Here is a 22,572-nt window from a genome sequence, read left to right on the forward strand (position 1 = left end):
TGCCGACAACGCTCCACATGATTCGGACCTTTACCCCGATACGGCGTCCACCACGCCTGCTGCTCGACCGCAAGATTCCAAACAAAACGCGCATGCCCGCAGTGCTCTTCGAGTCCGGCGACCTGTTCAGGCGCCGGAACGAGCCGGTAACGGGACATACCGTCATGCTACCGAAAGGACTCGCAATGCGTTCCAACGTGGGACGCCGTTACCTCCCGGGCCTGAAGGCCGGGGTATCCACGGCGAGATCCCGATGAGAATCCAGGACGGCGTCCCGGCGCGGCCGGCGGCCTCCGACCCACCGCTGCGGGGCCTACGGGTCCTGGACACGGCGACCCTCTACGCCGGCCCGTTCATCTCGACGCTGCTCGCCGACCACGGCGCCGACGTCATCAAGGTCGAACCGCCGGGCGGCGACCCGTACCGGGCCCGGGCGATGTGGCCGATCCTGGCCCGCGACAAGCGGTCGATCACGCTGAACCTGCGCTCCGAGGAGGGTTGCGAGCTGCTGCGCCAGCTCGCGCGGCACGTCGACGTGCTGGTCGTGAACATGCTGCCGGGCCAGCTGGAGCGCCGCGGCCTGACCTGGGAGCGGCTGTCCGCGATCAACCCGGACCTGGTGCTGGTGTGCGTGACCAGCTTCGGTCTGGACGGTCCGAACGCCGAGCTGCCGGGCTCGGGCACCCTCGGCGAGGCCTTCGCGGGCCTGACCCATCTCACCGGCGACCCGGCCGACCGGCCGATGCTCGCGTCGGTGCCGCTCGGCGACGCCGTCACCGGCATGGTCGGCGCCTTCGGGGTGCTCGCGGCCTGCCTGTCCCGGGCGAACGGCGGGCCCGGCCGGGTCGTCGACGTCAACCCGGTCGACGCGCTGCTGCACGTCGCCGCGCCGGCGCTGGCCGAGTGGACGCCGGGCGAGCCGGCTCCGGGCCGCCTGGCCGGGCGCCTCGCCGGCTCCCCGGTGCGCAACACCTACCGCTGCAAGGACGGCACCTGGGTGGCTATCAGCTGCAGCACGTCCCGTCATCTCACCGAGCTGCTCGACCTCGTCGGCTACCGCGACGACGAGGAGGAGGACGTGATCGGCGACGCCGACGGTGGCGCGATCGACCGGGCGGTCGCGGCCTGGGCGGCGCGGTCCGTCCGCGCCGAGATCCTCGCGGTGATGAACGCCCGTCGGCTGCCGGTGGTCCCGGTCCACGACGCGGCGAGCCTGACTGACGACCCGCACGCGCAGGCCCGGCGGGCCGTGCGCACGGTCGACAGCCAGGACGTCGGGCCGCGTCTCGTCCCCGCCCCCGCCCCCCGTTTCGGTCCGCGGGCGGCCGCGGCCGACGGGTCGGCGGTGCCCGACGCGCCACGGCGCTGCCCGGACATGGGTGAACACACCGCCGAGGTCCTCGGCGGCCTGCTCGGTCTCGACGACGAGCGCCTCGCCGGGCTGCGGCGCGAAGGAGTGATCTGAGCATGTCCGATCCCACGACGCTGGTGTGGATCAGCGGCGCCACCGAGGGGCTCGGTCTGGGCCTGGCCACCACCTGCCCGCACCCGAACGCCCGCATCATCAACCTCTCCCGCCGCCAGCACCCGGACCTGGAGTCGGTGCGGCTGGACCTGACCGACCCGGCGACCTGGCCGGGAGTGATCGAGCACTTCCGCACGGAGCTCGCCGCCTTCCGCGGCGAGCGGGCGATCTTCATCCAGAACGCCTACTGGCCGGGCCAGCCCGGGTTCATCGGGGAGCTCGACCCCGAGTACGTGCGGGCCGACGCCATCGGCAACGGGACGGCGCCGCTGGTGCTCGCCGACGCGTTCATCCGGGCCGTGCGACCGGACTACGAATCCGGGCTGGTGCTGATGTCGTCGGCGGCGGCGCGGGTGCCGTTCGAGGGCCGGGCGGTCTACGCCGCGGCCAAGGCGGGCATCGAGCAGTTCGTCCGGGTGGTGCACCGGGAGCGGCGCCACCGCGGCCGCGGGCCCTGGGTCGTCGCCGTGCGCCCGGGTTTCGTCGACACGCCGTCGCTGCGCGCCCAGGCCGAGGCCGACCCGGACAGCTACCCGGTGGCCACGTCGATGCGCGCCGGCGTCGCCTCGGGCGAGGCCGACCAGCCCGACGACGCGGCCCGGCGGATCTGGGCCGCCCTGCCCCCCGCCCCCGACCAGACGCTGCTGCTGTTCGGCGAGGTGCCGAAGGGAAGCCGTGCGCAGACCTCCTGACCCCACCCGCACCGCACAGGAAGGCATCGCGGATGACCACCACCGCGCCACCGGACATCAACCAGGCCATTGAGCACCTGCGTGACCTCGTCCGCGGGGACGGGGCGGACCTACGCCTCATCGACGTCAACGACCAGGCCCACACCATCGAACTGGCGCTCGACATCACCGACGTCGAGTGCGCCGAGTGCCTGCTGCCGCCGAACCGGCTGCGCGAGGTCCTCACCGCGAGCCTCGCGCAGCGCGGCCTCACCTCCCACCGGGTGGTGCTGCGCGATCCCCGCAGCACCGCCACCACCGAGTCCGCCGCGCCGGCCCGGATCACCGTGCTCGACCCGACCGCCGCCGTCGACGCGGGCGACGGCGATCCCGGACCCGACGCCGGCCCGCTGGCCGGGCGCACGATCGCCATCCGCATCGACGTCCTGTGGCAGTCATGGGACTGGGTGGTCGACGAGTGGACCCGGCTGCTCGGCGAGGGCGGCGCGACCGCGCGGGCCTGGCGGCGCGCCCAGGGCCTGTCCGGCGCCGAGGGCGCCGCGGCGGACGACGCCTACGACCGGCTGCTCGCCGAGGCGGACGTCGCCATCGTCGGCCTCGGCAACTGCGGTTCGTGCACGTCATGGACGATCCGCGACGCCGTCCGCCCGGCGCGGCGCGGCCTGCCGACCGTCGGCGTGGTCACCGCCCAGTTCACGGCGCTGGGCACCATGCTCGCGACCCAGTACGGCCGGCCCGGCCTGCGCCTGCTCACCCTGCCCTTCCCGCTGCAGACCCGGCCGGAGGACGAGGTGCGCCAGATCGCCCGCGACGCCTTCCCGGCGCTGCTGGAGACCCTCGGAGCCACCCTGTGAGCGCGGCGAGCGCGGCGAGCGCGGCGAGCGCGGCGAGCGCCGTCCTGTCGAGCGTCCGCCACGATGTCGCCGGTGATCCCGGCGACTTCCAGGAGTTCGCGACCATCGCGGGCTGGGGCGACGGGCTGCCGCTCGTCCCGCCGACCGAACAGCGGGTCGCCCGCTTCCTCGACCTCGCCGGTGCCGACCCGGCCGAGGTGGTGACCGCGTCGCTGCCGCCGTCCGGGGCGTCGTGCACGATGGAGAAGCTGGCCGTCAACGCGGTGATGGCGGGCGCGAGCGCCGAGTCGCTGCCGCTGCTCGCCGCGGCGCTGCGGGCGATGGCCGCGGACGACTTCGAGCTGCACGGCCTCAACGCGACCACCGGTTCGGTCGTCCCGCTGATGCTGGTCAACGGGCCGATCCGGCGCCGCCTCGACCTGCCCTGCGAGACCGGCTGCCTCGGTGGCGTGGCAGGGCCGGCGCCGGCGATCGGGCGGGCGCTGCGGCTGGTGATGCGCAACGTCGCCGGGCAGCGGATCGGCGTCACGTCGCAGAGCACGTTCGGCCAGCCGGGCCGGGTGGCAGGCATCGTGTTCGGCGAGTGGGAGGAACGCTCGCCGTGGGTGCCGCTGGCGCAGCGGCGCGGCGTGCCCGGCGACGCGGTCACCGTCTACGCCGCGATGGGCACGATGAACGTCTGCGACACGCTCGGGCAGACCGGCGCGGACCTGCTGTCGATCATCGGCCGGTCGATGGCGGTGCCGGGCGCGAACGGCTACCTGACCAGCTCGGCCTACTCCGAGGTGCTGGTGCTGATCAATCCGGTGTGGGCGGAGGTGATCGCCCGGGAGGTGCCGGACATCGAGGAGGTCCAGCGCCGGCTGTGGCAGCTCGCGAGCCTGCCGCTGACCGACTGGCCGGAGTCGTACCACGCGCCGATCGCCGACCTCGGCCGGGTCCGCGACGGCCGGGTGCACCTGGTGCAGGACCCGTCCCAGGTGCTCGTCGCCGTCGCCGGCGGCCTCGGCTCGCTGCACGCGACCGTGATCCACAGCTGGGGTGCGACCCTGACCACCACCCGACCGGTCGAGCCGATCCGGCGCTGAACCGCCACGGCGCCCGTCAGGCCGCCGCCGCGCCCAGGGCGTGCCGGCGGCTGGCGGTCGTCGCGACGGACGAACGGCCGCACGTAGCCTGGTGGGATCACCGAGACGCCAGCGATGCCGGGCCGACCCGGGCCGGCGGATCCAGGACGTAATGACGGACATCGTGACAACTTCGCTCACCCCGATCCAGGGGCACGAACTGCTGGCGAAACGGGTCGAGCACCAGCTGCGCGAGGCCATCCTCGCCGGCGAGCTGCCGCCCGGTTCCCACCTGAGCGTCCCCGAGCTCGCCCGCCGCCTTGGCGTGAGCCGCACGCCGGTGCGCGACGCCGTGTACGCGCTCGAACGCGCCGGCCTCGCCGAGATCCGCGCACGTCACGGCGCGGTCGTGTTCGGCGGCAGCCACGACGACCTGCGCCACCTCTTCGAGCTGCGGGAGGCGTTGGATGGCATGGCCGCGCGCCTCGGCGCCGCCCGGATGACGCCGCCCGAGCGCGATGCCCTGCGCGAGGTGCTGGACCAGCACACCGAGGCCATCCGCCACGCGGATCCGGACCTCCACGTCGCCTTCGACGCCGAGTTCCACCGCCTGATCCGCGACGGCGCCCGCAATCCGCGCCTCGCCGACGACCTGGCCCGGCTGCAGGACCAGATCGTGCTGGTCATGCGCGCGGTCTCGCTCGCGCCCGGCGCCATGGGCCACGGGGTCCTACACGACCACGCGGCCGTTCTCGCCGCCATCACCCGGGCGGAGCCCGAGACCGCCGAGCGGGCCATGCGCGCCCACATCCGCGCCGTCCTGCGGTTCGTCGAGGACGCCTCCTTCGAGGCCGAGATCACCGGCTGACCGCCGCCCCACCCGAGCGTCCCGGACCGCGGGCCTCTCGGGCGCGTTCCCGCGCCCGGCGGCCGAGGTGTCGGCTACTTGTCACGGCCCGAGCGGGGCCTTCCGCGGCCGTGCCGGCAGGCGGACAGCGAACCGCCCGCCGCCCGTCCCGCCCGTTCGTCCCGGGCCGGATTTCCACCTGCACCAGAACGAGAAAAGCTCTCCTGCCCGTCGCGCGGGCTGACGGAACGGATGCCGCGGGCACGGACATAGCAGCGGATCCGGGCGAGTATCCAGCTACTGCCATGTTCCGCCATCAACGCGGTGCGACACGCTTCACCACCGCTCCTGGACGCCGCGAGCTCCGGGGAATTACTTTCTTCTCGTACCCAGGAAGAACTGCCGGGCGACGACATCGGCCGAGCGCGACCCGAATGCAGGAACGCCTGGTGTGCAGGGCGCCGGATACCGGCGCCAGCCGGCCACCATGAAGCGCGTTCACGGCACAGCTCACGGGACCAGAACACTTCGATGAAAAAGCCTGGACAGGTGGCCGGAAAAGCACAGCGCCGCCCGCGGGCGGCGTCCATCAATCCTACCTCTAGTTCAAGGAGTGACCATGAACAGGAAGGTACTGCGCCGCGGCCTCGCCGTCGCCGCCAGCGGCATGGCCCTGGCGGGCATCGTAGCCGCCGGCCAACCCGCAGGCGCCGCCACCGCCAAGGACGGCCCGGCGCCCACCCACGCCACCAGCCTGCCCGACCCCGCTCCGTCCTTGGGGACGCGCAGCACCACGGCCTCCACGCCGTCGGCGCGCAACGCCGGGGGCGTCGGCGTCCGGCACCTCGACGGCGCCTGCAACGTCGGCGACCTCTGCCTGTGGTGGGGCTACAACTACTACGGCAGCCACGCCGACTTCTACTGGGCTGACAACAACCTCAACAACGACTACTTCAACAGCCCCGGCGGCGGCCAGGGACAGCGGGTCGGCAACAACGCCCGGTCGTACGCGAACTACGACCACTACCTGACCGCCCGGGCCTTCACCAACACGAACTACACCGGCGCCTCGGTCAACCTCTACCCGTGGACCGGCAACAACTTCCCGGGCGGATTCGCCGACAACGTCGAGTCCTTCTACTGGACCTTCTGACCTGACGTAGAACGACGCCTGACCGGTTCCGCGGCCAACAGGTCGGCACGCGGCCCGGTCCCCTCCGAAACCGGCGGGGACCGGGCCGCGGCGCCGGGAGTCCGACCCGCGCCCGTCGACGCCCACATTTCCCGGCCGTCGCGCGCCGACCGCCCGGATGAAGAGGAGCCCCGATGCCCCACCCCTCCGGTGGCGGTGAGCACCCCGTCCTCCGCGGGAGGACCGGACTCGCCCGATCCCGCCGCATGACCTGGCGGGTGACCCGGCGGGCGCTGGCCGCCGCGCTGAGCCTCCCCTGCGTCCTCGTGGCCGGCTGCGGCAGCCAACCGAGCCGCCCAGCGGCCGCGACGCCCCCGAGCCCGGCCGCGGTCGTCGACGCCTCCCGGCTCCGGCTTCCCCTGGACAGGTACCTCCTGAGCCCGGACCAGTCGGAGCTCGTGGCCCGGGCACACCGGACGGTGCTGGCCGAGTGCATGCACCGCTTCGGGGTGGCCGGACCACCGCGGCCGCCCAGGCCCGACGGCCCGCGTACGTGGGAGGAGCGCCGGTACGGCATCACCGACCTCGACCTGGCGTCCCGCACCGGCTACCGGACCTCCACTCGCCCCCCTGCCCCCGTGACCAGGCCTTCCGGGCTCGACGACCCGCAGACGCTGGCCGTGCTCACCGGGCGGGGCGACCGCGTCATCGGCGGTCGGCCCGTCCCGCCCGGCGGCTGCGCCGGTGAGACGCGGCGACGGCTGACGGCCGGTGCGCCGACGAGCGTGGAGGAGACGGACCTGCCCCAGTGGCTCGGACGGGATACCTATCTGACGTCCAGACGCGACCGCCGGGTCCAGGCGGCGCAGCGCGCCTGGTCCACCTGCATGCGCGAGCACGGCTACCACTACGCCACCGCGCTGGACGCCCCGGCCGACCCGCGCTTCAAGGGCCTGCCGGTGTCGGCCCTCGAGATCACCACCGCGCGGACCGACATCGCCTGCAAGCGGCGGACCGATCTGGTCGGGGTCTGGTTCGCCGTCGAGGCGGACCTGCAGCGCGCGAGCATCGCCACCCACCGGGACGCGCTGGAGCGGATCCGGCTGACCAACGAGGCCCAACTACGGGCCGCCGACGGCCTTCATCTCGACTGATGCCTCCCGCCGACCGCCCACTCATTCCGCCCATGCCACGGAATCCCGGCATGGCGCGCATAACCCGCTCGCGCCGGCAAAAGGCCGCAGGCCCCCTCCTTTCACCGGTCGCGACCACCACGGCCTACCGCGACGTTTCGCCATCATTGCGGTTCGACACGCTTCATCGCGCGCTCCTGGACTTCACCGGCCCCGCGACATATTTTCGTCGCGCACCCAGAACCACCTGCCGGGCAGCGAAATTCGGCCGAGCGCGATCCGAACAGGAAAACAGGTGCACCAGCCACCGGAGAAAACGTTCGCGGCGCGGCTCACGGGACTGATGAGACACGAATCGACGACATGCCAGAACGGGTGGCCGGGCCAGCACGACGCCGTCGCGGCAGCGCCGCCGCGCGGGCGGAATGCTCTCATTCACTGATAACTCACAGGAGCGTGCACATGAACAGGACTGTACTGCGCCGTGGCTCCGCCGTTGCCTTCGGCGGTCTGGCGTTGGCCGCCGGCATCGTGGTCGCCGGCCAGCCGGCCAGCGCCGCCTCCGACGGCGGGTCGGCCACCTCGGGCGGCTCGACCGCGCCCGGCGGCGTGTCGGTCCCGGGCGCGGCCAGCGCCGCCTCCACGGCGGACACCCGCGACGGCGGCGGCGTCAGCACCAAGCACCTCGACGGCGCCTGCAACCTGTACAGCAACGGCGACGGCGACCTCTGTCTGTGGTGGACCCAGAACTTCACCGGCAGCCGCGCCGACTTCTTCTTCGCCGACAACAACCTCAATGACAACACCTTCCTCACCGCCGGTGGCGGTCAGGGCCAGCGTGTCGGCAACAACGCGGAGTCGGTCTGGAACTACGACCGGCACCTGACCGCCCAGGTCTGGACCGGCGTCAACTACACCGGCACCGCAGGCACTGTCGGCCCGAACAGCGGCGGCAACTTCACGCCGACCTTCCGCAACAACGTCGAGTCCTTCAAGTGGGTCTGATCTGACTCGATCAGTGGTTGACGGACCGGTGGCTCCTTCCGCCGGTACCCGGACGCTCTGAGACCGGTCCCCGCCCCAGCGGCGGGGACCGGTTCCACCGATCGGCGCCGCGCCCCGCACTCCCGGCACGGGACACCTCACTCACCCGTTCAAGAACGGCATCCACAGGATTCGGGCGGGTATGGCCCGGAGGAATCATGAACATTCGCGCCCCGCGCGCCGGGGCGGTTCCGCGCAGGGCGATCCGGTTACGACCGCGCGCCGCGCAGTCGGTACGGAAAGGCAATGCGATGCTCCACCGGATGGGCGACGGGATATCTCCCGTCCCCCGCGGACGTGCTGGTCTCCCCCTAGCCCACCGGCTGACGCGATGGACGCTGGCGGCAGCCCTGGCCCTCCCGGCTGCCCTCACCGCCGGATGTGGCGGTGGGCCGGCCGCACCGGCGGGAGCACGTCCGACCGCGGTCGTCGACGCCTCCCGGCTGCGGCTTCCGCTGGACCGATATCTGCTGAGCCCGGATGAGTCGGCCCTGGTGGCCCGGGGATACCGGGTGCTTCTCGCCGAGTGCATGGACCGGTTCGGGCTCTCCGGGCCGCCGGAACCACCGCGGTCGGAGGGGCCGCACACCTGGGGGGAGCGCCGGTACGGCATCACCGACCTGGCCCTCGCGGCGCAGGCCGGCTACCGGGTGTCCACCCACCCGCCCGTCCCGGTCGCGAGGCCGTCGGCCAACGACGATCCCCGCACCCTGACCGCGCTGACCGGGCGGGGAGCGCCCACGGTCAACGGCCGCCCCGTCCCGCCAGGCGGCTGCTCGGACGAGACGGACCGGCGGCTGCGCGCCGACGCGCCGACCGGCGCCGACGAGTACCTCGCCCAGCGACTCGACCAGGACAGCTACTTCCGCTCCGAGCGGGATCCGCGGGTCCAGAAGGCCGCCCAGGCCTGGTCGGCCTGCATGCGCGGGCACGGCCTGCGCTATCCCACCCCCCTGTCCGCGCCCGCCGACCCTCGGTTCAGGAACTGGCCGGTGTCGCGCCTGGAGATCACCACGGCCACGACGGACATCGCCTGCAAACGGCAGACCAACCTGGTGGGCATCTGGTCCGGCGTCGAAGCGGACCTGCAGCGCGCCGGCATCGCCGCCCACCGGGACGCGCTGGAGAAGGTCCGGCTGACCAACGAGGCCCAGCTGCGCGTCGTCAGCGATCTCCACCTGCGCTGAGGCGTCCGGCCTGGCGCCCCCATCTGTTTCACCCCAACCATCCATGCCCCGCTACCGCCTCGCCGGGGACGCCATCCGGGCGCCGGGCCGCATCCGCACGCTGCGGTCCGATCTACCGGGCTGCCCACGGCCAGGCAGAAAGTGATCACTCCATGAGTCGACGACTGTCACTGCGCACCGCCGCCTGCGGGTTGCTGGCCGGTGTCGCCCTGACCCAACTGGCCCTGACCGGCACCGCGCACGCGGCCACTCCGGACGTGACCGGCCGCTACATCGTCGTGCTGAAGTCGGTGGCGCCGGCGAGCGGCTCCTCGGCGGCCGTGACCCGCGCCCGCACCCGGGGCGTCCAGGTCACCCGCGAGTTCCGCCGTTCCCTCAACGGATACGCGGCGCAGCTCGACGCCAGCCAGCTGGCGGCGACGCGGGCCGACCCCGACGTCGACTTCGTCGAGCCCGACGCGGTCGTGCATGTGACCGACGACGAGGTGTCCGCGGAACGCGCCGTCACGCAGCGCCCGGCCGACTGGGGCCTGGACCGCGTCGACCAGCGCCGCCGCCCCCTGAACAACACCTACACCTACGCGTCGACCGGGAACAACGTCACCGCCTACGTGATCGACACCGGCATCCGCACCTCGCACCAGGACTTCGGCGGGCGGGCCAGGGGCGGCTTCTCGGTGATCGACGACGGCCACGGCACCGATGACTGCGACGGCCACGGCACGCACGTCGCCGGCATCGTCGGCGGCTCGACGTACGGCGTCGCCAAGTCGGCCCGCCTGGTCGGCGTGCGCGTCCTCGACTGCGACGGCTTCGGCACCATCAGCGGCGTCATCTCCGGCATCGACTGGGTGACCGCCGACCATGCCGGCCCCGCCGTGGTCAACATGAGCCTGGGTGCGAACGCCTCCCGGGCCCTGGACCAGGCCGTGCGCCAGTCGATCAACTCCGGGCTGACCTACTCCGTGGCCGCCGGCAACAGCAACGGCAACGCCTGCAACGAGTCGCCCAGCCGGGTGCCCGGCGCCATCACCGTCGGCGCGACGACCTCCACCGACAGCCGGGACACGAACTACTCGAACTTCGGCCGCTGCGTGGACCTGTTCGCGCCCGGCACCGACATCACCTCGGACTGGAACTCGTCCGACAGCGCGACCAACACGATCAGCGGCACCTCGATGGCGACGCCGTTCGTCACCGGCGTCGCCGCCCTCTACCTCCAGCGCCACCGGAACGCCGGCCCGACCAATGTCCGCAATGCCATCGTCGACGCCGCCACCCCCGGCACCCTGACCGACATCGGCGCCGGCTCCCCCAACGCCCTCCTCTACTCCCGCGCCGCCGGTTTCTGACCCGCCCAGGCAGGGGCTCGCGGGCCCGTGGGGAATTCCTCACGGGCCCGCATGGCATTCCCCACAGAACCGTCATGAAGGAAGGGAAAACCTGAGAACGATGACGCTACGCCGCGGCCTCGCCGTCGCCGTCAGCGGCGCCGCCCTGGTCACCCTGATGGCCTCCGCCCAACCGGCGGACGCCGCCCAAAGCCCGAGTTCGGCACCCCTGCAGAACGCGAGCGCTCCACGCCCCGCACCGGTCCCCGGCACCGCTTCAACCACCGGCAACTCCGGTAGCCGTAGCGGCGGTGGCGTCGGCACCCGTCATCTCGACGGCGTCTGCAACCAGTACAGCAACGGCGACGGCGACCTCTGCGTGTGGTCGGGAGCGAACTTCACCGGCACTGTCAAAGACTTCTTCTACGGGACCTGCGGACTCGTGTCGCCCCCGCCCATCGGCAACGTGGGATCGATCTGGAACTACGACCGACACCTGTCCGCCAGGCTCTTCACCGCCCCGAACTACATCGGCAGCACCGCAATCATCCGCCCCAACACCGGCGGAAACCTAGCACCACCGTTCCGCGACAACATCAGCTGCTTCGACTGGATCTGACAACCACCGACCCCCAGCCCGACCCAACCGCCGCGACTCCCCCGTCGCGGCGGCCACCACCCCGACTGCCCACCACCGGATTCAACTCAAAAACCCCTGAACCCCCAGTGCATGGCGTTCCAGAATCGGGCATCACCCAGCCGTGTCACCCGTTCCCGGTTGCCGTCCCAGTGACCTTGGCTGCATCGTCGCTGCCGCTCGATCCGTCCGCGGACTCACGCCACTCACGCAGGTTCTGCACGACCTCCTCGTAGCACTTCTCCAGAGCGTCTACGACAGATGTGACGAACGTACCTTTTCCGGCACCGCGCTTCGTCCCAAGTGGCGCACTGAGCGAAACCCGAAAAGCCCGGAGTTCGTTCTCTGAACCCGAAACAAGCACGTCCGGCTTCTGTCGCACCAAGGCAAGCAACTCGGCGCGGACGGCCTCCCTGGAGCCCTGTTCGAAGGTCTCGATCCGCAGGTTTCCGTTCGCGTCCCCCAGCTGCCGGGCGAGCCACCTGACACGGGTGAGCGGCCGCCCTTGGCGCGGCGCATCGAAAGTCACCGAGCAGGCGACCCGGCCAGCCCGCAGATCTGTGATGATCGACACCGGACCAACCGCGCCTGGCACACGCAACGTCGCGGAGAGAGTGCCGGTGCGGCAAAGCTCCTCGGCCAGTGCCTGGCGCCGCTGCGCGGCGTCCACACGACGGTTGAGCTGTGGCAGAACCTCCAGCCCGAGCAGACCGCCAAGGTGTAGGCACAGGTAGTGAGCAAGCTGGTCGAATCGCTCGGCGACTGGGAAAAGGCCCCGGTCCGTCGGGCGCAGCGTTCCCAAGGCGACGCTGTCCCGCACCTGCACCCAGTGCGGGCCCATGTCGTCAAACCGTTCGGCGCCTGACCGTGGATGGGCCAGGTACCTCAGGAACTCGGTGAGAAGATACTCCTGAGTCCCGTCGGCCACTGCGCTGTTCTCGATGAGCATCTGACAGCGGAAACGAATCTCGGCCCAGGAGAGGTGCCCGACGGACACCTTCTTCGTCTTTCGCCCATCGACGGAGACCGGATGGCGCTCGTCGGCCGCCGTGATCAGATTCGAGATCGTGATGACCGCGTCGAACCGCTGCTCTCGCGCGATGTCCAGGTATGCCTCGACCTGCTCTGCCCGGAGTTCCCCGGCACCAGTCTTGACCTCAACCAGCGCGGTCCACACGCGTTGGCCGCGCGTAACCCGGATGAGGCCATCAGGTCGGTAGGGCTCATCACCCAGACTGAACGGTACCTCGATGAACGTCTCGATCTGACCCGCGGGTGCGCCGAATCGAGTAGTGATCGTCCGACCGAACTCTCGCACCGACCCCAGCACGGCCAGCAACGCGGACGTCGCTCGTCGTTCCTGCTCGCCGGCGCCGCCGATACCAGCAACGGGGAACAACCGTGCCGGCTGCCACGACTCGGTAACATCACCCAGTTCTACCCGGCGCACCTTGGACGCCGACAACCGCTTGGCGGATCGGCGTTTCCGGGTGGTGACCGTCTGGGCTCGCCTCTCCTTGCCCCTCGTCTGAGCGGGCCTCGCCGTTCTCTGCTGCGCTGGTCCCAGCGAAGCGGCAGCGGCGACGGTCACATCCTCGGTAGCCTCGTCGACAACGGATACCAGTGCTTCAACGGCGCTCTCCGGCTCGCTTCCGCCATCTTCCGGGTCGACCTCGACACCGTAGTCCGTGACGAGGGCTGAGAGGCCCATCGCATATCCCTGACCAATGGCACGGAACTTCCACTGCCCGATTCGGCGGTACACCTCACCGAGAACAAACGCCGTCTCGATTGACGCGTCCGTCACGTCGAAGCGGAGGAGCTCCGTTGCGTCGGACCCTCGCAGAAGCCGGACCCTCAGATACTCCAGGCAGCCGAAGCCGAGTCCGTCACCACCGTCCAGACTTGCAGCGAGAATTATCCGATCAACACTGTCAGGGACATCGTCCATATCGATTTCGACCACGTCCGTGAAGGTCGTGACGCGATCCTCGACGCTGGATGTCTTGCCCCGCAGACGAACTGCGCCACCAGCCCCGGCCGGCTGGTTGTAGAACACGAGGTCGTCGTTGGACCGGACCTTCCCATCGTCCCCCAGCAGGAGCACACTCACATCCGCATCAAGCGGATGATCTTTCTCGGTGGCCCACTCGAGAATGACCGACACAGAACCCAGCTCGTCAGCCAGAGCACTGAGGGTGACGTTTCCCCCCTTGCGCATGGCCGCAACAGTCGCAGCGCACATGGCAAGGACCATATCGTTAGCACTCACCACAAAGAGCCCAACGTCACATATCCGAAAAGTCCCTAGCCGACGTCAACCAAGCAACATATTCGGAACAACATAACAACAAAGGCGGCCCTGACGCACGCCAAGATCACCATAACTAGAAACAGGGTCCACCCACCCACCGACCCGAAACAACAAAAAAGACCTGAACCCAAAACCAGTCCAGGTCATCGTGGGGGGTTTCGGGGGGGCTCGGCCCCCCCGGCCAGCATTACGCTACGAAAAAACCCAAGCAATACCTGGGTATAGAAACCCAGAGTAGCGTGGAGCTGAGGGGATTCGAACCCCTGACCCTCACACTGCCAGTGTGATGCGCTACCAGACTGCGCCACAGCCCCAACTGCTCGTACTGTTCTTTTATATCAGATCCGTGTGGACTCCGATGTGGTGCCCTCCTGGACCCGAACCTCGGTGCCCGGTGGGCTACTTCGGCAAGTGTACAGGTTCCGTGTCGGACTCCGTCGGGGCCCCCTGACTGGGCAGGAGCGCCTGGGACAGGCCCGATCCGGCTCTGCCGACCTTACCAGTCAGCAGCGGAGCCGCGTTGTGCTCGGTGAGCCGGAAGCCGCCCTCGGCGAGGCGCAGCAGCGACCACCGGCAGTTGGCGAGCGGGCCGAAGTGCCACCACAGCTGGGGGGGCATGCCGAGCACGCGGCCGATGAGCGCCCGGGCGGTGCCGCCGTGCAGCACGAACACGATGAGCGGGTCCGGGGTGGAGGCCGCCGACGCCTGCTCGGCACGGACCTCGTCGAAGAGCTCGCCGGCGCGCCGGGCGACGTCACGGTACGTCTCGCCGCCGCCGCGGGGAATGTCCTCACCGGTGCGCCAGGCGCGATCCTCCTCGGGGTACCGGGCGGCGGCCTCGGCGCCGGTGAGGCCGGACCAGCGGCCCAGGTCGACCTCCCGCAGCCGCGCGTCGGCCCGGAACGGCAGGCCGAGGCCGGCGGCGGTGTCGCGACAGCGCTGCAGGTCGGAGGAGACGACCACGTCGGGGTTCATGGCGCGGATGAGCGGGGCGACCGCGGCGACCTGGGCCCGGCCCGTGTCGTCGAGCGGCGGATCGGCGTGCCCCTGGAAACGCCCGATGTCGTTCCAGGTGGTCCGCCCGTGCCGCCAGAGCAGCAGCCTCACTGGGAGGTCGCCGGGCCGCCGCGACCGGCCTCACCGGCGGGCGAACCGGCGGAGGCGGCCCCGACACCGACCGCCGCGTCCGTGAACGGGATGACCGGGCAGTCCTTCCACAGCCGCTCCAGGGCGTAGAAGCCGCGCTCCTCGTCCCGCTGGACATGGACGACGACGTCGACGAAGTCGAGCAGCACCCAGCGGCCCTCCCGCTCGCCCTCCCGGCGCACGGGCTTGGCGCCGAGCTGGCGCAGCTTCTCCTCGATCTCGTCGACGATGCCCTTCACCTGCCGCTCGTTTCCCGCGGAGGCGAGTACGAAGCAGTCGGTGATGGCCAGCCGCTCACTCACGTCGAGGACGAGCAGGTCATGGCCGAGCTTGTCGGCGGCGGCCTGCGCGGCGGCGAGGGCGAGTTCGACGGCTCGGGGGGAAGCGGTCACGCTCGGGGTCTCCAGGGTGGTGACGTCCGCGCGACGGCCAGGCCTGGCCGTCCCCGCGCGCCGCCCGGGGTTCCGGGTGGCTGGGTCCAGCGTGACACATCCGCGCCCGGACAGGGCACCCATCAGGTCGGCGATGCCCCGAAAAGCGGTTCATCGCCGCACCTCGCCGCCGCCGGGCCGGGCGTCGAGCCGACCCGCGGGCCCGGCCCGATCAGGCCCGCGGGTCGCGCTCCGACGCGTGGTAGAGGCCTCGCTTGGCGATGTAGCGCACGACGCCGTCCGGGGTGAGGTACCAGATCGGCGCGCCGCGCCGGACCCGCTCGCGGATGTCCGAGGACGAGATCGCCAGCGCGGGTACCTCCAGCAGGCTTACCGTGCCGGGCGGGAGGGCGCCGTCGAGGCTGAGGTGGTAGCCGGGCCGGCTGACGCCGACGAAGTGAGCGAGCGCGAACAGCTCCTGGTGGTCCCGCCAGGTGAAGATCTGCGCGAGGGCGTCCGCGCCGGTGATGAAGAACAGCTCGTCGTCCGGCCGCTCGTCCCGCAGGGTGCGCAGCGTCTCGATCGTGTAGGAGGCGCCCGCCCGGTCGATCTCGAGGCGGCTGACGGTGAACTGCGGGTTCTCCGCGGTGGCGAGGAAGGTCATCAGGTAGCGGTCCTCGGTGGCGGAGACGACCCGGTGGGTCTTCTGCCAGGGCTGCCCGCTCGGCACGAACACGACCCTGTCCAGGTCGAACAGGGAGGCGACCTCGCTCGCGGCGACGAGATGCCCGTTGTGGACGGGGTCGAAGGTCCCGCCCATCACGCCGAGTCGCACGGACGGACCCTAACCCCGTTCGACCTGCACACGCCCGCCACGCCCCGGCGGACGGGAGATGTCCCACAAAGCAACCCACCGGACAGGCCCTGTGGACGGCCCCCACGCCTGTGGACGGCCGGACCCCCCGCAGCGCGATCCGGCTAGGCTGACGGCAAGGCCGCCGGCCAGCCCCGTCCCACCGCGAGGAGGCGCCGCCCATGCCGACCAGTCCGCGCGCGGGTAAGCCCGCCGCACCCGAGGACCTCATCGACGTCGACGCGCTGCTCGCCGCCTACCACGACATCCATCCGGATCCCGCCGATCCGGCGCAACGGGTGGCGTTCGGGACATCGGGCCACCGGGGTTCGGCGCTGCGCGGCTCGTTCAACGCCGACCACATCCTCGCGACCACCCAGGCGATCTGCGACTACCGGGCGTCCGCCAGGGTCGACGGCCCGCTGTTCATCGGGGTCGACACGCACGCGCTGTCGGCGCCGGCGCTCGCCAGTGCGCTGGAGGTGCTCGTCGCCAACGGCGTCGCCGTGCGCATCGCCCCGGACGGCGAGGCCACGCCCACGCCGGTGATCTCGCACGCGATCCTCGCGCACAACCGCGAGCGCGCCGGGTCCGCCGCGGGCGGGGGGCGCGGCCTCGCGGACGGCATCGTCGTCACTCCCTCGCACAACCCGCCGGCCGACGGTGGCTTCAAGTACAACCCGACCCACGGCGGCCCGGCCGACACCGCCGTCACGAAGGTCATCCAGGACCGGGCCAACGCGCTGCTGACGGCCGGGCTCACCGGCGTCGTCCGGGTCCCCCACGAGCGGGCCCGCGCCGCCGCCACCGTGCACGACTTCCTCGGCGCCTACGTCGACGACCTGGCCGACGTGATCGACCTGGACGCGATCCGCGGCGCCGGGGTGCGCATCGGCGTCGATCCGCTCGGCGGCGCGAGCCTGGTGTACTGGCAGGCCCTCGCCGAGCGGTACAAGCTCGACCTGGACGTCGTGAACACCACCGTCGACCCGACCTTCGGCTTCATGACGACCGACTGGGACGGGAAGATCCGGATGGATCCGTCGTCCCCCTACGCGATGGCCTCCCTGCTGCGCCTGGCCGGCTCGTTCGACGTCGCGCTCGCCAACGATGCCGACGCCGACCGGCACGGCGTGGTCACCCCGGGCGCGGGGCTGCTGAACCCGAACCACTTCCTGTCCGCGGCGATCGAGTACCTGTTCGGCCACCGGGCCGCCTGGCCCGCCGGGACGGCGATCGGCAAGACGCTGGTCAGCTCCAGCATGATCGACCGGGTCGGCGCGGGCCTCGGGCGCGGCGTCGTCGAGGTGCCGGTGGGCTTCAAGTGGTTCGTCGAGGGGCTCGCCGACGGCACGCTCGGATTCGGTGGTGAGGAGAGCGCCGGCGCGTCGTTCCTGCGCCGCGGCGGCGGGGTGTGGACGACGGACAAGGACGGCCTCATCGCCTGCCTGCTCGCCGCGGAGATGACGGCGGTCACCGGCCGTGATCCCGCCACGCTCTACCAGGAGCTGACCGAGCGGCACGGCGCGCCGGCCTATCGCCGCGTCGACGCGCCGGCCACCCCCGCGCAGAAGAAGGTGCTGGCCGCGCTGACCCCGGCGAGCCTCGGCGCGACCGCGCTGGCCGGCTCCCCGGTGACCGCGGCCCTGTCGCACGCGCCCGGCAACGGCGCCGCGATCGGCGGGGTGAAGGTCGTCACCGACGACGCCTGGTTCGCCGCCCGCCCGTCGGGAACCGAGGACGTCTACAAGATCTACGCGGAGAGTTTCCGCGGCCCCGGCCATCTGGACGAGGTCATCGCCGAAGCCCAGACGATCGTCGACGCCGCCCTCGTCGGCGCCTGACCGCGCCCTCCCTCACGAAGCGGTCGGCGGCGGGTCCGTCGCCGCGTTCCGCGCGACGCGGGTGAACGCGGCGTACGCCGGTCGCAGCACGTCCCGCAGGTCCGCCGACCCGTCGACGACCAGCGGCCCGCACTGGTCGAGCAGCCCGTCGGGGGGGCCGGCGGGCACGCGGCCGGAGCCGGCGTCAGCGCCGGACTCCGCGTCAGCGCCGGATCCGCCGTCGCCGGAGGACCCGAGGTCGTCGACAGGTCGCAGGATGCCGCCGGTCCAGAAGACGCCGGGGTCCGGGGCGGCGGTCGACGATCCGTCGGCCTCGGTCGCGGCCTCGCCGGGCTGGGTGTCGGGGACAGGAGCGGGGATGCCGCGGTGGGTACGCAGGCCGTCGAGGAGGACGTCGCGTTCCCGGCCGCGCAGCGCGAGGACCTCGAACGGATCGCGGTCGAGATGCTCGGCGAGGGCGTGGCAGGCGGCCGCGAGATGAGCGCACGGTCGCTGCCAGTCGGGGCAGGAGCAGTCCATCGCGAGGTCGTCCGCGCCGGTCGGCAGAGGGGACAGGCCGAGCGCGGTGAAGACCCGGTCGATGTCCGCCGGCACCGTCCCAGCCAACAGCGACGCGGCGTAGCCGGCCCGTGCGGCCAGCGCCCGCTCCAGGCGCGCCCACTGCCCGCCGGAGAACGTCCCGAACGCCAGCCTCGCCTTGTGCACCTCGTCCTCGCCGTCACGCACCAGGGCGACGACCAGGTTCCCCGACCGGCGCACGCTGATCACCGCGCCGGCCCGCACCAGCCGGCGGCCGCCACGCACCGCGCCGGTCATCCCCAGCTCCTCGATCAGCGCCAGGAAGCGCCGGGACCAGTCGGAATGCCCGGAGGCCGCCATCACCCCGCACCGCCCTCGGCCAGGCCGCGCACGGCCGCCCCGGGCTCAGCCGCCCCGCCGTCGATCACCTCGGCGGACGCGGACAGCGTGCACAGGTCCCGCAGCTGGCTCGTCGACAGGCCGGCCAGCCACGACTCCCCGCCCACGATCATGCTGCGGGCCAGCGCCGTCTTGTCGGCGAGCATCCGGTCGATCCGCTCCTCCAGGGTGCCCATGCACACCAACGTCCGGACCTGCACGCCGCGGCGCTGGCCGATCCGATGGGCCCGGTCCGTGGCCTGCGCCTGCGCCGCCGGGTTCCACCAGCGGTCCAGGTGGATCACGTGGTTGGCGGCGGTGAGGGTCAGCCCGGTCCCGCCGGCCTTGAGGGACAGCAGGAAGATCCCCGGGCCGTGCCCGCGCTGGAACCGTTCGACCATCGCGTCGCGGCGGGCCCGCGGCACCCCGCCATGCAGGAACGGCACGTCAACGCCGAACCGCTCCGCGAGGTAGGGGGCAAGCATCGCGCCATAACGGGCGTACTGGGTGAAGCAGAGCGCCCGCTCGCCGTCGGCCATGATCCGTTCCAGCAGTTCCTCCAGCCGGGCCAGCTTGCCCGAGCGCCCGGCCAGCGGGGAGCCGTCGTCCAGCAGGTGCGCCGGATGGTTGCAGACCTGCTTGAGCCGAGTCATCGCGGCGAGGATGGCGCCCTTGCGCCGGGCCGGGGAGGTGTCGGCGAGCCGTTCGAGCATGTCGTCGACCACCGCCCGGTACAACGACGCCTGCTCGGCGGTCAGCACGCACAGATCACGGAACTCCATCTTCTCCGGCAGGTCCGCGAGCACCGCCGGGTCGCTCTTGAGCCGGCGCAGCAGGACGGGCCGGACGCGGCGGCGCAGCCGGGCGGCGGCCTGCGCGTCGTCGTAGCGCTCGATCGGCACGGCGTAGCGGGCCCGGAACCGCGACGCGCCGCCGAGCAGGCCCGGGTTGAGGACGTGCATGATCGACCAGAGGTCGGCCAGCCTGTTCTCCACCGGGGTGCCGGTGAGCGCGACGCGATGGCGGGCGGGCAGCTGGCGCACGGCCCCGGCCAGCTGGATGCCGCTGTTCTTGATCTGCTGTGCCTCGTCGAGCACGATCCGGTCCCAGCTCAGCGAGGCGAGCGCCGCCGCGTCCCGGCGCACCACCGAATAGGTGGTGATGACGAGGTCGTGGCGGGCGGCGACGGCGACGAAGGCGCCCCCGACCGCCCGATCGGCCGCGTGGTGGACGTGGATCCGCAGGCCGGGCGCGGCGCGGGCGGCCTCCCGCTCCCAGTGGCCGACGACCGATGTGGGGCACACGACCAGCGTCGGCGCCCGTGGGCCCGCCTCCCGGGCGAACAGCTCCAGGGCCAGCACCTGCACCGTCTTGCCGAGACCCATGTCGTCGGCGAGCAGCGCGCCGACGCTCACCCGGTCCAGGAACGCGAGCCAGGCGAGCCCGCGGCGCTGGTAGGGCCGCAGCTCGACCGCCAGCCCCGCCGGCGGGTCGACGAACTCCACCTGGTCGTCCTGCGCTCCCCCAGCAGTGCCTATGCCGCCCGCGCCGGCCGCTGCGCCGCCCGGCCCCGCGAGTAGACCGCCGAGCCAGCCGTCCGCGCTGACCTCGATGTCCAGATCGGCGAGGGCGTCCGGATCGACGAGGCCGGCCCGCACACGATCCGGCGGCGGCCCGATGCCCGCGTCTGGGCGCAGGTCCGGGTCCGCCAGCCGCCCCACCCCAGCAGGTCCCGCCGGCTCAGGGTCGGCAGCGGGCAACAGGCCGGCGTGGCCGAGGACGTCGCGGGCTGTCATCCGCGCGCCGGCCTGCTCCCGTAGCCGCGCCAGACCGGCGGCCAGCAGGTCGGGGTCGACATGAGTCCAACGGCCCCGGACCCGGACCAGCGGCATCTTGGCGGCGGCGAGTTCGGCGAGCTCCGCCTGGCTGAGCCGTTCACCGCCCAGCGAGACGCTCCAACGGAAGTCCACCAGCTGGTCGAGGCTCATCGCCGCGTCGCGGACGCTCGGGACGACCGGCTGGGCGCAGCGCACGCCCAGCCCCAGCGACACCCGGGCGCGCCGGCGCCACCATGACGGCACCAGCACGGCGAGTCCGGCCCGTTCCAGGCCGTCGGCCGCGCGCAGGAAGGCGTACGCCTCGTTCACGTCCAGAATCAGTCCGGTCGGGCGGGTCTCGAGCAGCGCGCGGCGCACCAGCGGCCAGACGGACGCGGCCCGGCCGAGCCCGGCGAGCAGCGTGTCCTGGGGATGATCCGCCCACACCGCGAGCCGGTCGGCCCGCCCATCCCAGACGCGGTCCGCCCCGACCAGCAGACTCCGGTCGACGAGCGGCTGCAGCAGGAACTCCACCCGCCACTGTGCCGCGGGGTCCGCGGCGTCGGCGGGCTCGTGCAACCGCAGGCAGACCCGCGCCGTCGACGCCCGCAGCACCCCACCGCGCCAGCCCTCGACCCGCGCGGCGAGCTCCCGCACCGCCTGCCCCGGCCCGGTGACGACCGCCCTGGACACCTCCTCCACACCGGCACCGAGCATCTCTCCCGTACCGACACCGGCCGCTTCCCCGGCTCCGGCGCCACGGCCCTCGCCAGCCGAAGCGGACGCCGCCGGCCATGGGCCGAGCGCGGCCACCCAACGGGTGACGAGCGCACCAGACCTCGGCTCCGGGACGAGGTGATGGCCCGCCGCCGCGAGCCGACGGCGGACGACGGCGTCGACCAGGTCATCCAGCGCCCGTCGCAGGACATCGCCCCGCGCGGTGGCCTCGCCGCAAGCCGGTGCCGGCGCGGTGGCGCCGCCCCAGCCCGACGTCCGATCGGCACGCGCCATCCGACCGGCACGCGCCATCGGATGGGCGCGCGACGCCGAACGCGCGGGCAGCGGCGCATGGGCACGCACCACCGGGGGCATCGCGTCGCGCAGGGCGTCGAAACGTGCCGCGTCCGCGCCGGTCAGCACCGGCGCCCATGCGGCGCGGACGGTCCCCTCTCCCGTGCGTGCCGTCGGCAGGACGCGTCCGCGGTCCACCAGATCGACCGCGAGGTCGCGGATCAGCAGCAGGAACCGGAACGACGCCGCCGGCACCCAGCCGGAGGCTCCCGCGCCGGCCGACCGCTCCAGATCCGCGAGCGGCCGGTCGACGAGGTGCGGATCAGCGAGATCCAGCGTGATCACACTGACCCGCCAGCGCCGCTGCGACGGGCGTCCTGCCAGCGCCGTGCCCTGGTCAGGCCCCTGGTCAGGCATGGTGTCGGCGACATCGACATCGATGTCAGCACCGGCATCGGCGGGCGAGACCGCAGGAATCGCCGACAGCGGTGGGCCACCGGCGTCGGTGTCGGCGGGCAGGCTCGCGAGGGTCGGTGACCGAAGCGGGCCGGCGGCGTCGCTGGGAAGCAGCACCGGCGCCTGGCTGACGGGATACACGTCCCCGCCAAGCGCCGCGCGCACGGCCCGCCGCAGGTCCACCGCCCGTGCGGCAAAGGGATGCCGCCCAGCCGCTATCAAGCCGGTCTGGTCCGAGGGCCAGCGCGATGCGTCCTCAGCCCACACCACCGGGCCGTGCGGCCCAAGCAGCCCGTGAAGCACCAGCACCCGCGCCATCACCTCCGGTGGCCACCCGGCCGTCCACCGGCGCGGACCGTTCCGCGCATCACCGTCCACTCTCCCCCGCCGCCCAGCCCAAGGACACCCCGGGCC

At 72.4% G+C, this 22,572-nt stretch carries 19 protein-coding genes and 1 tRNA gene; 12 read left to right on the forward strand and 8 right to left on the reverse strand.

Annotation, left to right across the window (positions count from 1 at the left end; all coding sequences use genetic code 11):
• Nucleotides 1-158, reverse strand: a 158-nt coding sequence (locus C1A33_RS01595; RefSeq protein WP_165818186.1) for a helix-turn-helix domain-containing protein, incomplete at its 3' end; no start/stop codon positions are given.
• Nucleotides 159-253: 95 nt separating this feature from the next.
• Here C1A33_RS01595 and C1A33_RS01600 point away from each other — a divergent pair.
• The 11 genes from C1A33_RS01600 (at nt 254) to C1A33_RS01650 (ending at nt 11,431) form a co-directional block, all read left to right on the forward strand.
• Complete coding sequence (locus tag C1A33_RS01600) at nt 254-1,465, forward strand: CaiB/BaiF CoA transferase family protein (protein WP_101829748.1); 1,212 nt, start codon at nt 254-256, stop codon at nt 1,463-1,465.
• Nucleotides 1,466-1,467: 2 nt separating this feature from the next.
• A complete protein-coding gene (locus tag C1A33_RS01605; RefSeq protein ID WP_101829749.1) occupies nt 1,468-2,217 on the forward strand; it encodes an SDR family NAD(P)-dependent oxidoreductase in 750 nt (249 codons plus the stop codon).
• Nucleotides 2,218-2,249: 32 nt separating this feature from the next.
• Nucleotides 2,250-3,071 (forward strand): UGSC family (seleno)protein, encoded by an 822-nt coding sequence (locus C1A33_RS35520; protein WP_207770105.1) that lies wholly within the window; start codon nt 2,250-2,252, stop codon nt 3,069-3,071.
• Nucleotides 3,068-4,159, forward strand: coding sequence for a hypothetical protein (locus C1A33_RS01615; protein WP_243407068.1), 1,092 nt, complete (start codon nt 3,068-3,070; stop codon nt 4,157-4,159). The genes C1A33_RS35520 and C1A33_RS01615 overlap by 4 nt, the downstream gene beginning before the upstream one ends.
• A gap of 163 nt (nt 4,160-4,322) precedes the next feature.
• Nucleotides 4,323-5,006 carry a GntR family transcriptional regulator gene (locus C1A33_RS01620; protein WP_165818187.1) on the forward strand — a complete coding sequence of 228 codons (684 nt, stop codon included), beginning with the start codon at nt 4,323-4,325 and terminating at the stop codon, nt 5,004-5,006.
• Between the two features lie 598 nt (nt 5,007-5,604).
• Nucleotides 5,605-6,138, forward strand: a complete 534-nt coding sequence (locus C1A33_RS01625; protein WP_101829751.1) for a peptidase inhibitor family I36 protein — start codon at nt 5,605-5,607, stop codon at nt 6,136-6,138.
• A gap of 173 nt (nt 6,139-6,311) precedes the next feature.
• A complete protein-coding gene (locus C1A33_RS01630) occupies nt 6,312-7,271 on the forward strand; it encodes a hypothetical protein (protein WP_101829752.1) in 960 nt (319 codons plus the stop codon).
• Between the two features lie 441 nt (nt 7,272-7,712).
• The gene (locus C1A33_RS01635; RefSeq protein WP_101829753.1) at nt 7,713-8,255 is read left to right on the forward strand and encodes a peptidase inhibitor family I36 protein; all 543 of its coding nucleotides are present in this window, start codon (nt 7,713-7,715) and stop codon (nt 8,253-8,255) included.
• Between the two features lie 290 nt (nt 8,256-8,545).
• Nucleotides 8,546-9,481 (forward strand): hypothetical protein, encoded by a 936-nt coding sequence (locus C1A33_RS01640; protein ID WP_133150537.1) that lies wholly within the window; start codon nt 8,546-8,548, stop codon nt 9,479-9,481.
• 152 nt (nt 9,482-9,633) lie between these two features.
• Complete coding sequence (locus tag C1A33_RS01645) at nt 9,634-10,833, forward strand: S8 family peptidase (protein ID WP_101829755.1); 1,200 nt, start codon at nt 9,634-9,636, stop codon at nt 10,831-10,833.
• A 100-nt stretch (nt 10,834-10,933) separates the two neighbouring features.
• Nucleotides 10,934-11,431, forward strand: a complete 498-nt coding sequence (locus C1A33_RS01650; RefSeq protein WP_101829756.1) for a peptidase inhibitor family I36 protein — start codon at nt 10,934-10,936, stop codon at nt 11,429-11,431.
• 145 nt (nt 11,432-11,576) lie between these two features.
• Here C1A33_RS01650 and C1A33_RS01655 read toward each other — a convergent pair whose 3' ends face one another.
• The 5 genes from C1A33_RS01655 to nadD form a co-directional block, all read right to left on the reverse strand.
• Nucleotides 11,577-13,706, reverse strand: a complete 2,130-nt coding sequence (locus C1A33_RS01655; protein ID WP_101829757.1) for a TerD family protein — start codon at nt 13,704-13,706, stop codon at nt 11,577-11,579.
• Nucleotides 13,707-14,003: 297 nt separating this feature from the next.
• Nucleotides 14,004-14,077, reverse strand: a tRNA-Ala gene (locus C1A33_RS01660).
• An 85-nt stretch (nt 14,078-14,162) separates the two neighbouring features.
• On the reverse strand, nt 14,163-14,870 hold the full coding sequence (locus C1A33_RS01665) for a histidine phosphatase family protein (protein ID WP_101829758.1): 708 nt from the start codon (nt 14,868-14,870) through the stop codon (nt 14,163-14,165).
• Nucleotides 14,867-15,301 (reverse strand): ribosome silencing factor, encoded by a 435-nt coding sequence (gene rsfS / locus C1A33_RS01670; RefSeq protein WP_101829764.1) that lies wholly within the window; start codon nt 15,299-15,301, stop codon nt 14,867-14,869. Before rsfS ends, C1A33_RS01665 begins: the two co-directional genes overlap by 4 nt.
• Before the next feature lie 211 nt (nt 15,302-15,512).
• Nucleotides 15,513-16,100, reverse strand: a complete 588-nt coding sequence (nadD, locus tag C1A33_RS01675; protein ID WP_207770106.1) for a nicotinate-nucleotide adenylyltransferase — start codon at nt 16,098-16,100, stop codon at nt 15,513-15,515.
• Between the two features lie 215 nt (nt 16,101-16,315).
• Between nadD and pgm the strand changes: the two genes are divergently transcribed.
• Nucleotides 16,316-17,977: a phosphoglucomutase (alpha-D-glucose-1,6-bisphosphate-dependent) gene (pgm, locus tag C1A33_RS01680; protein ID WP_101829760.1), complete on the forward strand. Its 1,662-nt coding sequence runs from the start codon at nt 16,316-16,318 to the stop codon at nt 17,975-17,977.
• Between the two features lie 12 nt (nt 17,978-17,989).
• Here the strand turns inward: pgm and C1A33_RS01685 are convergent, their stop codons facing one another.
• Both C1A33_RS01685 and C1A33_RS01690 read right to left on the reverse strand, forming a co-directional pair.
• Nucleotides 17,990-18,856, reverse strand: a complete 867-nt coding sequence (locus C1A33_RS01685) for an SWIM zinc finger family protein (RefSeq protein WP_101829761.1) — start codon at nt 18,854-18,856, stop codon at nt 17,990-17,992.
• Complete coding sequence (locus C1A33_RS01690; protein WP_243407070.1) at nt 18,856-22,341, reverse strand: DEAD/DEAH box helicase; 3,486 nt, start codon at nt 22,339-22,341, stop codon at nt 18,856-18,858. Before C1A33_RS01690 ends, C1A33_RS01685 begins: the two co-directional genes overlap by 1 nt.
• Nucleotides 22,342-22,572: the final 231 nt, after the last annotated feature.

Origin of the sequence: Frankia canadensis, from assembly GCF_900197875.1 — a bacterium.
In the GTDB taxonomy this organism is placed as follows: domain Bacteria; phylum Actinomycetota; class Actinomycetes; order Frankiales; family Frankiaceae; genus Frankia; species Frankia canadensis.

Excerpts from the sequence above, each read along its gene's own strand:
- C1A33_RS01600 (WP_101829748.1), top strand. The coding sequence starts at position 254 with ATGAGAATCCAGGACGGCGTCCCGGCGCGGCCGGCGGCCTCCGACCCA.
- C1A33_RS01605 (WP_101829749.1), top strand. The coding sequence starts at position 1,468 with ATGTCCGATCCCACGACGCTGGTGTGGATCAGCGGCGCCACCGAGGGG.
- C1A33_RS35520 (WP_207770105.1), top strand. The coding sequence starts at position 2,250 with ATGACCACCACCGCGCCACCGGACATCAACCAGGCCATTGAGCACCTG.
- C1A33_RS01625 (WP_101829751.1), top strand. The coding sequence starts at position 5,605 with ATGAACAGGAAGGTACTGCGCCGCGGCCTCGCCGTCGCCGCCAGCGGC.
- C1A33_RS01630 (WP_101829752.1), top strand. The coding sequence starts at position 6,312 with ATGCCCCACCCCTCCGGTGGCGGTGAGCACCCCGTCCTCCGCGGGAGG.
- C1A33_RS01635 (WP_101829753.1), top strand. The coding sequence starts at position 7,713 with ATGAACAGGACTGTACTGCGCCGTGGCTCCGCCGTTGCCTTCGGCGGT.
- C1A33_RS01640 (WP_133150537.1), top strand. The coding sequence starts at position 8,546 with ATGCTCCACCGGATGGGCGACGGGATATCTCCCGTCCCCCGCGGACGT.
- C1A33_RS01645 (WP_101829755.1), top strand. The coding sequence starts at position 9,634 with ATGAGTCGACGACTGTCACTGCGCACCGCCGCCTGCGGGTTGCTGGCC.
- C1A33_RS01650 (WP_101829756.1), top strand. The coding sequence starts at position 10,934 with ATGACGCTACGCCGCGGCCTCGCCGTCGCCGTCAGCGGCGCCGCCCTG.
- C1A33_RS01655 (WP_101829757.1), bottom strand. The coding sequence starts at position 13,706 with ATGGTCCTTGCCATGTGCGCTGCGACTGTTGCGGCCATGCGCAAGGGG.
- nadD (WP_207770106.1), bottom strand. The coding sequence starts at position 16,100 with ATGGGCGGGACCTTCGACCCCGTCCACAACGGGCATCTCGTCGCCGCG.
- pgm (WP_101829760.1), top strand. The coding sequence starts at position 16,316 with ATGCCGACCAGTCCGCGCGCGGGTAAGCCCGCCGCACCCGAGGACCTC.
- C1A33_RS01685 (WP_101829761.1), bottom strand. The coding sequence starts at position 18,856 with ATGGCGGCCTCCGGGCATTCCGACTGGTCCCGGCGCTTCCTGGCGCTG.